General features: G+C 72.1%; 9 protein-coding genes. 6 read left to right on the top strand and 3 right to left on the bottom strand.

The genetic code is table 11. The features are described 5' to 3' along the window. The first annotated feature begins 6 nt into the window (after window positions 1-6). From ACLB9X_RS06610 to ACLB9X_RS06635, 6 genes are all read left to right on the top strand, one after another. Window positions 7-3,198 (top strand): amino acid adenylation domain-containing protein, encoded by a 3,192-nt coding sequence (locus ACLB9X_RS06610; RefSeq protein ID WP_410359293.1) that lies wholly within the window; start codon window positions 7-9, stop codon window positions 3,196-3,198. Window positions 3,199-3,224: 26 nt separating this feature from the next. Continuing rightward, complete coding sequence (locus ACLB9X_RS06615; RefSeq protein ID WP_410359294.1) at window positions 3,225-8,453, top strand: amino acid adenylation domain-containing protein; 5,229 nt, start codon at window positions 3,225-3,227, stop codon at window positions 8,451-8,453. Then, window positions 8,443-9,720, top strand: coding sequence for a cytochrome P450 (locus ACLB9X_RS06620; protein ID WP_410359295.1), 1,278 nt, complete (start codon window positions 8,443-8,445; stop codon window positions 9,718-9,720). The genes ACLB9X_RS06615 and ACLB9X_RS06620 overlap by 11 nt, the downstream gene beginning before the upstream one ends. A gap of 81 nt (window positions 9,721-9,801) precedes the next feature. Next, window positions 9,802-11,061 (top strand): ATP-grasp domain-containing protein, encoded by a 1,260-nt coding sequence (locus ACLB9X_RS06625; RefSeq protein ID WP_410359296.1) that lies wholly within the window; start codon window positions 9,802-9,804, stop codon window positions 11,059-11,061. Then, window positions 11,058-11,510, top strand: coding sequence for an MFS transporter (locus ACLB9X_RS06630; RefSeq protein WP_410359297.1), 453 nt, complete (start codon window positions 11,058-11,060; stop codon window positions 11,508-11,510). The genes ACLB9X_RS06625 and ACLB9X_RS06630 overlap by 4 nt, the downstream gene beginning before the upstream one ends. Further along, window positions 11,480-12,364, top strand: coding sequence for a hypothetical protein (locus tag ACLB9X_RS06635; RefSeq protein ID WP_410359298.1), 885 nt, complete (start codon window positions 11,480-11,482; stop codon window positions 12,362-12,364). Before ACLB9X_RS06630 ends, ACLB9X_RS06635 begins: the two co-directional genes overlap by 31 nt. A gap of 67 nt (window positions 12,365-12,431) precedes the next feature. Here the strand turns inward: ACLB9X_RS06635 and ACLB9X_RS06640 are convergent, their stop codons facing one another. From ACLB9X_RS06640 to ACLB9X_RS06650, 3 genes are all read right to left on the bottom strand, one after another. After that, window positions 12,432-13,451 (bottom strand): aspartate-semialdehyde dehydrogenase, encoded by a 1,020-nt coding sequence (locus ACLB9X_RS06640; RefSeq protein ID WP_410359299.1) that lies wholly within the window; start codon window positions 13,449-13,451, stop codon window positions 12,432-12,434. Between the two features lie 98 nt (window positions 13,452-13,549). Beyond that, window positions 13,550-14,518 carry a DMT family transporter gene (locus tag ACLB9X_RS06645; RefSeq protein WP_410359300.1) on the bottom strand — a complete coding sequence of 323 codons (969 nt, stop codon included), beginning with the start codon at window positions 14,516-14,518 and terminating at the stop codon, window positions 13,550-13,552. A gap of 44 nt (window positions 14,519-14,562) precedes the next feature. Next, window positions 14,563-16,032 (bottom strand): pyridoxal phosphate-dependent decarboxylase family protein, encoded by a 1,470-nt coding sequence (locus tag ACLB9X_RS06650; RefSeq protein WP_410359301.1) that lies wholly within the window; start codon window positions 16,030-16,032, stop codon window positions 14,563-14,565. Window positions 16,033-16,036 lie beyond the last annotated feature (4 nt).

Raw genomic sequence — 16,036 nt, forward strand, 5'->3', positions numbered from 1 at the left:
CCGACGATGAAACCTGAGCTGTCCCGCCCGGACGAGCCCGGCGCCGAGCCCGCGCGCACCGCCACCGGAGCGTCACAGGGCTACCGGCGCGACGCCACGATCCACGAGCTGTTCCTCCGGCGCGCCGCCGCAACGCCCGACGCGCCCGCCGTGATCAGTGCCCGGGGCACCCTGACCTACCGCCGGCTGGCCGAGCGCTCGGCCCGGCTCGCCGCCCGTATCACCGCGTACGGAGTGCGCCCCGGCGAACTCGTGGCGGTACGTGCCGAGCGGAGCCCCGAGTGGGTGATCGCCAACCTGGCCGTCCTGCGCGCCGGGGCCGGGTACCTGCCGATCAGCCCCTCCGGGCCGGAGCGGAGGGTCGCGTACCTGCTCGCCGACGGCGGGGTGCGGCTGCTGCTCGGCGACCGTGAGGGCGAACTGCCCGACGGCCGCGGGGCGCAGATGGCGATCGGCGAGGAACCCGCCGTCGGTGCCGGGGAGTTGCCCGCCCAGGCGCCGACCGGTGTGGGAGCCGAGGGCCTCGCCTACGTGATGTACACCTCGGGCAGCACCGGACGGCCCAAGGGTGTCATGGTGTGCCACCGCAATGTGGTGCGCCTGGTCACCGGTACGGACTTCGTCACGTTCTCCGACGGGATGCGGGTCCTGCAGACGGGTGCCGTCTCCTTCGACGCGAGCACGTTCGAGCTGTGGGGCCCGCTGCTGAACGGCGGCGCACTCGTCCTGCCCGAGGAGGACACCATCCTGGACGCGGGCCGGCTCGGCGCCGCGCTGCGCGAGCACGCCGTCACCACGCTGTGGCTCACCTCGCCCCTCTTCAGCCGGATCGCCCGGCAGGACCCGTCGGTGTTCGCCCCGCTGGCCGATCTCGTCGTCGGCGGGGACGTGGTCGCCGGTGAGCACGTGGCCGCCGTCCTGGCCGCCTCCCCCGGGATACGCGTCGTCAACGGCTACGGCCCCACGGAGAACACGACCTTCTCCACCACCCACGCCGTCGGCCCGGAGGAGACCGGCGGGCCGCTGCCCATCGGACGCCCCATCGCCCACTCCACCGCCTACGTGCTGGACACAACGGGCGCTCCCGTCCCCCCGGGCACCGAGGGCGAGCTGTACGTCGGCGGCGACGGGGTGGCGCTCGGCTACCTCAACCGCCCGGACCTCACCGAGCAGGTCTTCCTGCCCGATCCCTTCCTGCCCGGCGGCCGCATGTACCGCACGGGCGACCGGGCGCGTCAGCGCCCGGACGGCGTCATCGAGTTCCTGGGCCGGGCCGACGGTCAGGTGAAGATCCGGGGCTACCGCATCGAGCCCGGCGAGATCGAGGCGGCGCTGCGCGGCCACCCGTCCGTCGGCGAGGCCGTCGTCGTACCGCGGGTCCGCGACGGCGGGGACGCGACCGACCGCTACCTCGCCGCCTACATCACGGAGAGCGAACCGGTCGACGTGCGCGAGGTGCGGGAGTATCTGGCGGAGCGGCTGCCCCGTCATCTGATTCCCGGCCACCTCGTCGTGCTCGACTCCCTGCCGCTGACGGCCCACGGCAAGGTCGACCGGTCGGCGCTGCCCGATCCGGCCGGTCTGCACGACCTGCCGGTGGAGCACGTGCCGCCGCGCGACGGCGTCGAGGAGCGGCTGGTCGCGATCTGGGAGAGCGCCCTGCCGGGCGCCACCGTCGGCGTCCTCGACTCCGCCTTCGACCACGGTGTCGACTCGCTGATGGCCGCCGGTCTCGCGGCCGCCATCGGCGAGGAGTTCGGCCTGCCGGTGACCGTCGCGGACATCTTCCGCAACCCCACCGTCGAGGAGCTCGCCGCGCTGCTCGGCAGCCGGGCGCCCGAGCCGGAGCGGCCCGTCGCGCTGCCCGCCGCACCGCCGGCCGAGCACTACCCGCTCGCACCGCAGCAGTACCCGCTGTTCGTGGCGCAGCGCAAGGACGAGACCTCGGTGCAGTACAACGTGCCGGTGCTGCTGGAGCTTCCGGCCGGGACCGACGAGGAACGGCTCGCGGCGGCCTGGCGGGGACTGATCCGCCGGCACGAGGTCCTGCGCACCTCCTTCGTGCTGAAGGACGAACCGGTGCAGGTGGTGCACGCCGTCGCCGACGCGGAACTGCGCGTCGTCGAAGGGGAGCCCCGTCTCGACGCACTGGTCCGGCCGTTCGAGCTGGGGAACCCGCCGCTGGCGCGGGCCGTCCTCCACCGAACCGGCGACCGGTCCGTGCTGTTCGTGGACCTGCACCACCTGGTGGTCGACGGGCTGTCCCTCACGCACCTGTTCGGCGACCTCGACGCGGTGTACCACGGCAGGGAGCTGCCGCCGGTCGCGCACCCCTACCGCGACTACGCCCACTGGGCCGCCTCCGGGGACGGGAAGGGCGTCACCGAGGAGCAGCGCGCGTACTGGACCTCCGTGTTCCGCGGCCGGCCCGCTCCGGCCGAGCTGCCCACCGACCGGCCCCGGCCCGCCGTCCGGAGCAACGCCGGTGATCTGTTGCCCTTCGGGCTCGGTACGCAGCGCACGGCGGCGCTGCGCACCTTCGCCGCGCAGCGCTCCGTCACGCTCTTCGCACCGCTGGCGGCCGCGTACGCGGTCTTCCTGTCCGCGGTCACCGGGCAGGACGACGTCACCGTCGGGGTGCCGGCGTCCGGCCGGACCGCTCCGGGCCTCGACACGGCCGTGGGCATGTTCGTCAACACCGTGTGCCTGCGTCTGCGGCCCGCGGGGGACAAGGAGTTCGGCGCACTCGTCGACGAGGTCGCCGTCACCGCGCGCGAGGCGTTCGAGCACCAGGACTTCCCGTTCGGCGAACTCGTCCGCGAGGCCGCCGGGGACCCCGTGCCCGGCCGGAACCCGATCTTCGACACCATGCTCGCGCTGCAGGCGGCCGCACTGCAGTCCGTCGACTTCCTGGGGGAGCGGGTCCTGCTGCGGCCCCGCCACACCGGCCAGGGCATGTTCGACCTGAACATGCAGGTCTACGAGGAGCAGGACGACCTGCACATCGAGTGGGAGTACTCGACGGAGCTCTTCGACCGTGCCACGGTCGCCGCGTTCCGCGACACCCTCCTCGGCATCCTCGACCGGGCGCTGGCCCACCCCGGTACGACGGTCGCCGCCCTGGCAGGGGCGGCCGGCCCCGGCGGCACCGAGACCACGGCCGCGCCGGACCTTCCCGGCATCGCATTCGACTTCTGATCCACACGCCGAGGAGCACCTTTTTCATGAGTTCTCACCTGACCGTCGGGCAGCGGAAGATCGCTGCCGCACAGCGGCCCGCCTCGGCTGCGTTCTGGGCCGGCTTCCTGCAGGGCGCCCGTGCCACCGGGTTCCCCGCCGACCGCCCCGCCGCCGCCCGTACCGGACGCACCCGCCCGGCCGCGGTGCTCGATCTCGACACCGCGCTGGCCGAGCGGCTGGCAGCCGTCAGCCGCGACGACGACACCACCCTCCACACGCTGCTCACTGCGGCCGCTTTCGCCCTGCTGAACACGTACAGCGGCGAGAGCGACCTGGTCGTCGGGCAGCCTCCGACCGCGGCCGAGCCGCTGGCCGCGGTCCTTCCGACCCGTCTGGAACTGCGGGCCGACGACACCCTCAAGACCCTCCTGGGCCGGCTGCGCGAGGCCACCCTGGAGGTGCTCGCCCACCAGGACTACCCCGTCGAACTGACCGGCGCCGAGGTCGAGGTGGCCGTCGCGCTGGAGGGCCTGCACAGCGCCGAGGCGGCGGACGCGGTCGCCACCGACGTGCTGTTCCACGTCCGGCGCACCGGGACCGGGCTGGCTGTCGGCGTACGCGTCGAGGCGGAACGATTCTCCCCGGAGAGCGCCACCCGCCTCGCCACGCACTACGCGCGCCTGCTCGCAGCCGCCGTGGCGGCGCCGGACGCCCCGCTCTCGGGCCTGGACCTCGGCGACGAGACGGACGCGGCCGTCGTCGCGGCGGCCAACGACACCGCCGTGCCGTTCCCCGACGACGTGACGCTCCCCGAGCTCTTCGCCCGCACGGTGGCGGCGACGCCCGACGCCGTCGCCGTCGTCTCCGGCGACGTCTCCCTCACCTTCGCCGAACTGGACCGCGCCACCACCCGGCTGGCGCGGACCCTGCGGGAGCAGGGGGTGGGCCGCGAGATCATCGTCGGTGTCCTGGCCGAGCGGTCGGTCGAGATGCTGGTCGGCATCCTCGCCGTCCTGAAGGCCGGCGGGGCCTACCTGCCGCTCGACGTCTCGCTGCCGCCCGCCCGCATGTCGTACATGCTCGAGGACAGCAAGGCGGCGGTCGTCCTGGCCCAGCCCTCGCGCGCCGGGCAGTTGCCGCCGTCCGTCACCGTGCTGGAGCTGTCCCCGGACGCCGCCGGGGACACCGGCCCGCTCGAGCCCCTGGAACCGGGCTCCGCGACCGACGCCGCCTACGTCATCTACACGTCGGGTTCCACGGGCGCGCCCAAGGGCGTGGTGGTGGAGCACCGCAGCGTCGTCAACCGGCTCAACTGGATGCAGCGCGCCTACCCGATCGACGGCGCGGACACGATCCTGCAGAAGACGCCGGTCTCCTTCGACGTGTCGGTGTGGGAGCTGTTCTGGTGGCACATCGACGGTGCGCGCGTCGCCCTGCTGGAGCCGGGCGGCGAGCGTGAGCCGGAGGCCATCGTGGCCGCCGTCGAGCGCCACCGGGTCACCACCCTGCACTTCGTGCCCACCATGCTGGGCGCGTTCCTCGACTACGTGGCGGCCACCGGCGCCGCGGAGCGGCTCTCCTCGCTGCGTCAGGTCTTCGCCAGCGGTGAGGCCCTCGGCGTCCACCACGTCCGCCGCTTCGCCGACGTGCTGGGCCACGCCGAGCTGATCAACCTCTACGGGCCCACCGAGGCGACCGTGGACGTCAGCCACCACCGCACCGCAGCCGACGCCACCGTGGTGCCGATCGGCCTGCCCATCGACAACACCCGGCTCCACGTGCTCGACGAGCAGCGCCGCGAGCGGCCGGTGGGGCTGCCGGGCGAGCTGTACATCGCTGGTGAGGGTCTCGCCCGCGGCTACCTCCACCGCGCGGAACTCACGGCGGAGCGGTTCGTGGCGGACCCCTTCGAGGGCGAATCCCGCGCCTACCGCACCGGAGACCTGGTCCGGCGTCTGGCGGACGGCTCGCTGGAGTACCTGGGCCGCAACGACTCCCAGGTCAAGCTCCGCGGCTACCGCATCGAGCTCGGCGAGATCGAGCGGCAGCTCCTCGACCACCCGCGGGTCAACGACGCCGCGGTCGTGGTGCGCACCGGCGCGGACGGCCGGCAGCAGCTGCTCGGCTACGCCGTGGCCGCCGAAACGGCCGGGGAGCGGCCGACGGAGCAGCAACTGCGCGATCACCTCGCCGGGATGCTGCCCGAGTACATGGTGCCGGTCCGCGTCGTGGTGATGGACGCCTTCCCCCTCTCACCCAACGGGAAGCTCGACCGGGCCGCCCTGCCGGAGCCCGTCACCGAGGCCGCGGGCTATGTGGCGCCCCGCACCGAGAGCGAGAAGGCGCTGGCCGGCCTGATCTCCGAGGTGCTCGGCCACGACCGGATCGGCGTGCACGACAGCTTCTTCGCGCTCGGCGGCACCTCGATCCACTTCGTCACCGTGCTCGCCAAGGCCCGCAAGCTGGGCCTGGCCTTCACCTTCCAGCAGCTCTTCGCCAACCCCACCGTCGCGGCCCTGGCCGCCCTGCTGGACGACGGCGGCACCGAGGAGGGGCTGCGTCACGAGTTCGCCCCGTTCGAGCTCATCAGCGAGGAGGACCGCAGCCGTCTGCCGGAGGACGTCGAGGACGCGTACCCGATGTCGATGCTCTCGGCGGGCACCATCTTCCAGAGCGAGATGACCCGGGGCAGCTCCCAGTACCACGACATCATCGGGTACCTCATCAACAGCAGTTTCGACGCCGAGGCCTTCACCGAGGCCGTACGCATCCTCGTCGACCAGAACCCCATCTTCCGCACCAGCTACCGGCTGACCGGCTTCAGCGACTACCTGCAGCTGGTCCACAAGTCCGTGGACCCGCCGCCGGTGTTCGTCGCCGACATCCGCCACCTCGACGAGGCGGCCCAGGAGAGCTGGTACGAGGAGTGGGAGCGACAGGAGAAGGCCCACGCCTTCGACTGGGAGTACCCCGGCCTCATCAGGCTCCACGTGCACATCCTGCGCGACGACCTGTACCGGTACAGCATCAGCCAGCACAACTCGGCGCTGGACGGCTGGAGCATCAACCTGGTGCACACCAAGCTGTTCGAGATCTACCACGCCCTGTGCACCGACGGCGCCTTCACCGGCGAGCCCGTCCCCAACCACCTGCGCAACTTCATCGGCCTGGAACAGCAGTCGATCAATTCGGAGACCGACCGGGCGTACTGGCTCGACCTCCTGGAGGACCGGCCGCAGACCGTCGTCCCCCGGCTGCGTCCGAGGGACGAGGAGGCCGCGTTCCACGTCGTCCTCCAGGACGTACCGCTCCCGCGCGGGCTGTCCGACCGGATCGTGGCACTGGCGGGGCGCCTCGGCGTGCCGGTGAAGTCCGTTCTGCTCGCCGCCCATATGAAGGTGCACGCCGTGGTGACCGGCGAGCGGGACGTGGTGACCGGCTACGAGCACAGCGGCCGCCCGGAAGCCGCCGACGCCGAAAAGGCGTGCGGTCTCTTCCTCAACTCGGTGCCGCTGCGGGTGGAACTGGCCGACGGCAGCTGGGAGGGGCTGATCCGGCAGATCTACGACGCCGAGACCTCGTTCCTGCCCCACCGCCGCTACCCGATGGCCAAGATGAAGCAGGACCTGCAGACCCAGGCCCCGCTGTTCGAGACCGTCTTCAACTTCACGCACTTCTACTCCTTGAAGAAGCTGCGTGAGCTGCCCGAGTTCTCGCTGCTCGACGTGCGTGCCGTGGCCATCACGGAGTTCCCGCTCCGCTCGGAGTTCTCCCGGCACTTCTACACCGACGAGGTGCAGCTGAGCCTCCACTACCACGCCGACGCGTTCGACAACAGCCACATCGTCCGCATCGGCGGCTACTTCGTCGCCGCACTCGACCGGATGACCGCCGACCCGTCGGAATCGCACACGGCCCGGCCGCTGCTGGAAGACGACGAGCTGGCCGAGCTCGCGGAGTTCGGCTCCCGCCCGCAGCGGGCTGTCCCCGGCACGGAGGGCGTCGCCACCGTGGAGGTCCTCGACCCGGCGGGTCTGCCGGCGCCGATCGGCGCCCCGGGCGACGTCGTCCTGGTCCGCCCGGACGGCACCCGCTCCCCGGCCGGCCGGGGCCGCTGGCTGCCCACCGGCGTACTGGAGCCGGCCGGTGCCGGCGGTGCCGGCGCCGACGCGCCGCAGGTGCCCGCAGCGGCCGGCGACGCCGAGGCGCCGGACGTCGGGGCGACCGACGGCGAGCTGTCCTCGGCGGCGCTGCGCGTGGCGGCCGTCTGGGGCGAGGTCCTCGGCATCGACCCGACGTCGATCAAGCTCACCGACGACTTCTTCGAGCTCGGCGGCAACTCACTGGCGGCGATGCGCGCCGTCATGATGCTGAACGGCCTGGTGACGATCAAGGACGTGATGCGCAACTCCCGTCTCGGCGAGCAGGCCCGGCTCGCGGAGAAGCTCACGCAGGACGAGGGATCCGGCGTCCTGGTGCGGCTCACGCCCCCCGACGACCGGCCGGCTGCGACCCTCGTCTGCTTCCCCTACGGTGCCGGTCACGCGGTGCACTTCCGCCCCGTCGCCGACGCGATGCGGCGCAAGGACCCCTCCTTCGCCGTGCTGGGCGTCGAACTGCCCGGCCACGACCCCAAGTCCGGTGCCGACGAGCTGATGCCGGTCACCGAAACCGCGGCCCTCGTGGTCGAGGAGCTGCTCCGCCAGGAGCGCGGCAGGATCGTCCTGTGGGGCCACTGCGTCGGCTCCGCGCTGGCCATCGAGGTGGCGCGACTGCTGCGGGGGCGGGACGTCGAGGTGGCGCACCTGTTCATCGGGGCCAAGCTGCTGTACGACGCCGACGCCCTGCACGAGTCCATCGACTACGTCTCCTCGATGACGTACGAGGACATCAGGCATTGGCTCACCGTGGAGACCGGCTTCACGGGCTTCGACGAGCTGGGAGCCTCCTACGCCGACCTGCTGGTGCGCACCTTCCGCCACGACTCGACCAGCGCCAACGCCTACTACCTGAACGCGGGCGGGGACGGCGGGACGGCGGCAGGGCCGGTCACAGTGCCGACAACGGCCGTGTACGCCGCTGACGATCCGGTCACCGACGGCTTCGCGGAGCGCTACCGGGACTGGGAGCCGCTCACCGGCGTCCCGCGGCTGCTGGAGATCCCCGGCGGCGGTCACTACTTCACGCGCACCCGGCCGGCCAAGGTCGTCGAGATCGTCCTCGAACAGCTGGAGTCCGCCACCGAGCCGAAGGACGAGACCGATGACCACTGACGCACCGGTCGGCACCGGCCTCACCGACGCCGCGGAGGCCCCCGTGGACCTCGCCTCCGTCGACCTGTCCTCCCCGGCGCAGTTCGTCCCCGATCCGCCCTACCGGGCCTGGGCGGCGATGCGGGACCTGCCGGAGCTCTTCTGGCAGGACCGGCCCGACGCGCCCGGCTTCTACTCCGTGACCCGGCACGACCACACCCGGACCGTCCTGCGCGACGTCGCCACGTACAGCTCCGAGTGGGGCATGACGCTGGACAGCACGCTCGGCGTCCGCGACCCCGCGGCCGGGCTGATGATCGAGCTGACCGACAAGCCGCGCCACGCCCGTCTGCGCAAGCTGGTCACCGGGGCCATCACACCGCAGTTCGTCCACTCGCTCACCCCGGTCATCGAGGGGCACGCCCGGCGGCTGGCCGAAGCGGCCGTACGGGAGGGCGCGGTGGACGCGGTCGCCGCGCTGACCGCCCCGATGCCGCGGCTGACCATCGGCTCCATCCTCGGCATCCCCGAGGAGGACCAGGAGAACGTCGCCTCCATGGCCAGCCGCGCCATCACCGGCACCGAGGCGGCCGGCGCGGCGGCGCCCACCCTGGCCGAGCGCCGCCGGTGCAGCGAGACCGGCAACAACGACCTGCTCATGTACTTCGTGGAGATCATCGAGGGGGAGCCGCACCGGCTCGATCCAGGCGGCATGGTCCGCCGCCTGATGGACATCGAGCTGGAGGGTGCGCGCCTGACCTCCGACGAGGTGCTGCTCAACTGCCTGAACCTCGCCATCGGCGGCTACGAGACCACCAAGAACGCCGTGGCGGCGGGCCTGTTCCGGCTCGCCACCCGGCCGGGTGCCTGGCAGTGGCTGCGCGAGGACCACGAGTGCATCCCGGCGTTGATCGAGGAGATGCTCCGCTTCGACACGCCCGCCATGCACCTCATCCGCACGGTCACCCGGCCGGCCGTGCTCGGCGGTACGGAGCTGAAGGAGGGGGACACGGTCTGCGTCTGGCTCTCGGCGGCCAACCGCGACCCGGAGATGTTCGAGGCGCCGGACGAGTTCCGTATCGACCGGACGCCCAACAACCACCTGTCCTTCACCATCGGACCGCACTTCTGCCTGGGTGCCGTACTGGCCCGGCTGGAGATGCGCTCGCTGTTCACCGAGCTGCTCACGCGCGTGGAGTCGGTGGAGGCCCTGTCCGGTCTGATCCGCAGGCCGTCGAACTTCATCGCCGGAATCGACCGGTTCGACATCGCGCTGCGTCCGGCCTGAGCACCATGCCCCGGAGCGATCGCTCCGGGGCGTCTGGCCCGTCACCCCCCCCGCCACCAACAGAGAGAAGAATTAATGGAAATGGAACTGCCCGCCGGCCGGGTGGTCATGGTCGGCTTCGGCAAGCTGCTGCTCCACCAGATGGACGGGTTCCTGCCGCAGGACAGCGTCGTGGTCGTGGAGGACCCGGACATCGTCCGCAAGCGCGCGGTCCACGACGCCGCGGCCGGTCTGCGCTGTGTCGGGTCCGTCGTCGCCGCCCCGTACCACCAGGACCTCGCGTTCGTCGCGGCCGTCGAGGAGCACCTGGCGGGCGAGCCCGTCGCGCTGGTCGTCGCCGGTCTGGAGTACGGCGTCCACGGCGCGGCCGTCCTGGCCGAGCGGTGGGGGAGGCCCGGTGCGGGCGCGGACGCCGCGGCCGCGCTGACGGACAAGCTCAGGCTGCGCGCCGCCGCGCGGGCGGCCGGGCTGCGCAATCCCGAGTGGACCGAGGTGCACGGGCCCAGGGACGTCGAGAAGTTCGCCGCCGGCGGGCCGGTCGTGCTCAAGCCCGCCAACCGGCACGCCTCCTTGGGGGTCCAACTGCTGGAGCCGGGCGACGACATCGACGCCGCGTGGGAGCTCACCGTCTCCGCCCGCGACGACCTGATGCTGCCCGACAGGGAACTCACCTGGCGCTACATGGCCGAACGGCGGCTGCACGGTCACGAGTACAGCGTCGAGGCCCTGGTGCGCGGCGGACGGATCGTGTTCCTGAACGTGACCGACAAGCTCACCGCCGGCGGCCGGTACCCGGTGGAGCTCGGCCATGTCGTGCCGGCCGCCCTGCCGGACACGGTCCGGGAGGGCTTCGGCGAGGCGATGGCACGGCTGGTGGAGGCCACCGGGTACGACACCGGCATCCTGCACGCCGAGTGGATGCTCGGCGAGGACGGCCCGGTGCTCATCGAGTGCGCGGGACGGGTTCCCGGCGACTCGATCACCTTCCTCCTCGACGCGGCGTACGGCGGCAACGTGATCCGCACCCTGGTGGAGCTGCTGGCCGGCGGCGATCCGCGCCTGCCGGGCGACGCACCGATGGCCGCGGCGATCCGGTTCCTCACGGCGCCCGCGGGCACCGTCACCGACGTGACGGGCGTCGAGGAGGTGGCACAGCGGCCCGGTGTGCTGCGTGCCTCCGTCACCGTGGCCCCGGGAGACCGCGTGGCCGAACTCCGCTCCTCGTGGGACCGGGTCGGCGAGGTCATGCTGCTCGCCGCCGATCCGGCGGCGGCCCGTGCCGCCGCCGAGGAAGCGGCCGCCGCCGTCCGGATCACCGCCGACCGCGAGGCCGCGCTGTGACGGCCGGCGGGACACAGGCACGCGGGATACGCCGCCTGCGGGAGTCACTGCTCGGCCCGGCCGCCGTCAAGGGCGGCGTCGCCTTCCTCGCGATCGGGCTGATCGACGCCGTGGGAACGGGCCTGTATCTGGCGGGCTCGGCGCTGTTCTTCACCACCGTCGTGGGACTGACCGCGGCCCAGGTGGGCATCGGCCTGTCGGTCGCCGGAGTCCTGGGGCTCGCCGCCCAGCCCGTGATCGGATGGCTGGCGGACCGTTGGACACCGCGCCGGCTGCTGGTGATCCTCAACCTCTACCGGGCCGTCGGCTTCACCGCGTACGTCTTCGCCGACGACTTCCTCAGCTTCCTGCTGATCGCGGCCTTCCTCGGCGTCGGCGAGCAGGCGGTCTTCCGATCTACCAGGCCCTCGCCGAGCAGATGGCGGGTGCGGACGGGCGCGTCGCGATGATGGCGCGCATGCGCGTCGTCTTCAACGTGGGATTCACCCTCGGCGGCCTGCTCGCCAGTGTCGCCATCGCGGTGGGCACCCGCGCCGCGTTCAGCGTGATCGTGCTGGGCAACGCGGCGTCGTTCGTCGTCGCGGCACTGCTCCTGAGCAGGCTCCGGCTGCGCCACCCGGCAGCCCCCGCCGAGCCGAAGGCCAAGACCTCGCCGCTGCGGCTGGTCGCCCTGCGCGATCTGCGGTACGTCGCCGTGGCCGCGGTCAACGGCGTACTGGTGCTCCACATGGCGCTGCTCAGCATCGGCGTACCGCTGTGGGTGAGCGAGCACACCAGTGCGCCGAAGGCACTCGTCGGGCTGCTGCTGGTCGTCAACACCGTGCTCGCCGTCGTCTTCCAGGTGCGGGCCTCGGCCGGCACGGAGAACGTCGCGGGCAGCGTCCGGGCGATGCGCAAGGCGGCGGTCGCCCTCGTGGGCGCCTGCGCGTTGTTCGCCGTGGCGGGCTTCGGGATGTCCGTCGTCCTCGTCGTCGCCTCGCTGGTCCTCGGGCTGGTGCTGCTGACCGCCGGTGAGCTGTACCAGTCCGCGGGTGGCTGGGGCCTGTCGTACGCGCTGGCACCGGACCGCTCGCGGTCCGAGTACCTGGCGACGTTCAATCTGGGAACGAGCGCCCAGTTCGTGCTCGGGCCCACCCTGGTCACGGTCGGTGTGATCGGCAACGGCACCGCGGGATGGGCGGTGCTCGGCGGCGTCTTCCTCGTCGCCGGCGCAGCGGTGGGCCCGCTGGCCAGGACGGCCGAGAAGCGGGCCGCGCTGCGCACCGACGCGCAGGCGGCCCCGGTCGCGGCGAGCGGGGCCTGACCGCTCACGAGACGGCCAGGGGCGGAAGGAAACCCCCGACCTTCCGCCCCTGGCGCACCCCGGCCTGTCACTCGGCGGCGACGAGCTCCGCCAGCTGGACCGCGTTGAGAGCGGCGCCCTTGCGCAGGTTGTCCGACGAGCAGAAGAACGCGATGCCGTGGTCCGCGGTCTCGTCACGGCGCAGCCTGCCGACGAAGGTCACGTCGTCGCCCGCGGCCTGCCGCGAGGTCGGCAGGTCGGTCAGCGCGACTCCGGGGGCGGCGGCGAGCAGCTCCCGTACCCGGCCGGGCTCCAGCGGCCGCCGGAACCGGGCGTTGACCTGAATCGAGTGTCCGGTGAAGACCGGCACCCGGACACATGTCCCGGAGACCTTCAGGTCCGGGATTCCCAGGATCTTGCGGCTCTCGTTGCGGAGCTTCTGTTCCTCCTCGGTCTCGCCGAGGCCGTCGTCGACCAGGGCACCGGCGAGCGGCAGGACGTTGAAGGCCATGGGACGCGGGAAGACGCCGGTGCCGGCGCGGGCGGTGCCGCCCCCGGTACGGACCAGCGCGGGCACGTCGCCGAGGGCCTCGCGTGCCTGCTCCTCCAACTCCGTGATGGCCGCGATCCCCGCACCGGACACGGCCTGATAGGTGGCGGCCACGAAGGAGACCAGCTCGGCCTCCTCGTGCAGCGGCCGCAGGACCGGCATGAGCGCCATGGTCGTGCAGTTGGGGTTGGCGATGATGCCCTTGGGCCGGTGGGCCAGTGCCCTTGGGTTGACCTCCGACACCACGAGCGGCACGTCCGGGTCGTGCCGCCAGGCGGAGGAGTTGTCGATGACCACGGCGCCCTGCGCGGCGACCTTCTCGGCGAGCGCCCGCGAGGTGGCACCTCCCGCCGAGAAGATCACTGTGTCGAGGCCCGTGAAGTCCGCGCTCCCCGCGTCCTCCACGACCACGTCACGGTCCCGCCAGCGCAGCGTACGGCCGGCCGAGCGGGCGGAGGCGAACAGCCTGATGTCACCGTCGGCGACATCACGCTCGGCCAGGATGTCGAGCAGCACCGTGCCGACGTTGCCGGTGGCACCGACGATTCCCATTCTCATTGCGGTGATCTCCGATCCGGCGCGCCCGGCGCTGTGACGTGCGGGCGCGCGCAGTGGGTTGACGGCCCATCGGTGATGGGCGGGAAAGTGGTGCGGGCCTACTTCGCGGGGGCCGGCCGCGCCCTGTCGAAGACGACGACGCAGAGGAAGACACCGCCGATCACCAGCAGTCCGCCCCAGAACTCCTGCGGAAGGGGCATGCGCCCCTCCCACAGCAGGTAGAACAGCGCCCCGAACACCGCTTCCATCCCGATGATCGGTCCCATGACCGTCGACGGCAGACGCTTCGACGCGATGTTCCAGAACCAGGTGGCGCACCAGGACCCCAGGACGGCCAGCGCCACGCACCAGGCCAGGAACGGCCACAGGGTGCCGGCATCGGCGAACGGGGACGTGCCCCCGGCGGACGCGGCCGCCGGAAGCAGGACCAGCGAGCCGCAGAACGCCCCGAACCCGATGCAGGCTGTCCATGTCGTGTTGTCGACGACAGAGCCGGCCCGCTTCATGACGATCCGGTTGGCGATGACGAAGTAGGACCACACCAGGCTCGCGGCGAAGCCCAGCAGCGCCCCGGCGAGCCGGTCCCCTCCGCCGCCGTCCGAGGTGAAGGCGGCGACGCCGCCGTTCACCAGGAACAGTCCGACGGAGATGACCGCGATGGGCAGCAGGCTGCTGCGCCACCGGAGCACCTTCTCGATGACGTTGGACGCCAGCGCGACCATGACCGGGATGAGCCCCGTCATGGTCGAGGCGAGGACGCCGCCGCCGGCGGACGCCGACATCGACAGCAGCAGGTAGAAGCCGATGTACCCGACGACGCCCAGGTGCAGCGCCTTGAGGACGTTGCGCGTCCCCAGGGCACGCAGCCGGTCCGTACGGGAGGCCAGCACGGCGACGGACATCAGCCCGAAGACCGCGTACCGGCCGAGCACGAGGTAGTAGATGTTCACGGGGGCGACGGCTGCCGGGCCCAGAAACGTGAATCCCCACAGAGCCGTCGCCGCCAGCGCGGCCGACAGCCCGACGAGGACCGGTGCGGAACGCCGCAGCCGACCCGGTTGCTCCATGTGCCTCTCCCGTCCTCGGTGGTTCGTGCCGCGTACGTGGCCCGTCACCGTGACGACGCGATCAGGTCGTCGCCGATCGACAGGACCTGCTCGACGAGGAAGTCGAAGTCGGAAGCGGCCGACCGGTGATTGTTGTTGGCCACCCGCAGGACGAACTTGCGGTCGATCACCGTATGGGACGGCATGGCCAGTCCCTCCATCTGGAGCCGGGACAGGATGTCCTGGTTGACACGGTCGAGTTCGCCGGGCGTGGCACCCGGCCAGACGTAGCGGAAGCACGCGATGTTGAGGTCGCTCCGGGAGACCAGCTCCAGCCGGTCGCAGCCGTCGACCAGGTGCACCAGGTGCGCGATCTGGCCGATGTTGCCCGCGATCGAGTCGGCGAACGCCCCGATGCCGTGCGTCTTGAGGGCGAACCACACCTTGAGCGCCCGGAACCGCCGGGACTGCTCTACGCCGCGGTCGGAGAACGCGAGGGAGTACGCGGCGGGCCCCTGCGCCGTACTGCTGATGTAGTCGGCGCTGGAACGGAACGCGCTCTCCAGCGCGCCGGACTGCCCAACGAGGACACAGCTGACGTCGAAGGGCATGTACAGCCACTTGTGCAGGTCGAAGACGAGGGAGTCGGCCTCGCCGAGCCCGGCCAGCAGCGGCCGGTGGCTGGGGAGGAGCTGGGCGAAGGCGCCGAAGGCACCGTCGACGTGGAACCAGAGGTCCTCCTCCCGCGCCGTGCGGAGCAGCTCCTCCAGGGGATCGACGGCCCCGGTGTTGACCGTGCCGGCGTTCCCCACCAGACACAGCGGTGTGAGTCCGGCGCCGCGGTCCCGCCGGATGGCGGTCCGCAGGGCGTCGACGTCGATCCGGAACTCCCGGTCGACCGGGATCTGCCGGAAGAACCGCCCCCCGATCCCGAGCAGTTCCACCGCCTTCTCGACCGAGTGGTGTGTCTCCGTCGATCCGTAGACGGTGAACCGGGACGTTCCGTCGCCGGCGCCCAGGCTGCGGATGTCCGCCGTCGCGCTCTTCGCCTCACGCGCGGCGGCCAGGGCGATGACCTGCCCCATCGACGCGCCGCTCGTCAGGATTCCCGAACCGGTGGCGGGCCAGAGCATGGCCTCCTTCATCCACTCGATCACCTGCTGCTCGACCATCATGGCCGCGTTCTCGCCGGAGCCGAGGGTGCAGTTGACGACAGAGGCGAGCAGGTCGGCGTAGGCCGCGACGGGGACGCCGGAGCCGTTCGCCCACCCCCAGAAGCGCGGATGGATGTTGCCGCGCGGGTACGGCAGGACCGAGGCGCGGAACTCCTCGTACACCTCCTCCATCGGTGTGGCGGTCCGGGGGAGAGGGGTGCTCAGCGACTCCCGGACGGCATCGGGAACCGGTTGCCACACCGGCCTGTCACGGATGCCGGCCAGGTAGTCGGCCATGTCGTCGATGATGCGCTTGCCCAGAGCCCTGAACTCGTCCCAGTCCGCGGGCTCGAGGGGGGTGGTTGCTTCGTGCGGGGACACGGTG

The organism is Streptomyces sp. 5K101 (assembly GCF_046506645.1).
In the GTDB taxonomy this organism is placed as follows: Bacteria; Actinomycetota; Actinomycetes; order Streptomycetales; family Streptomycetaceae; genus Streptomyces.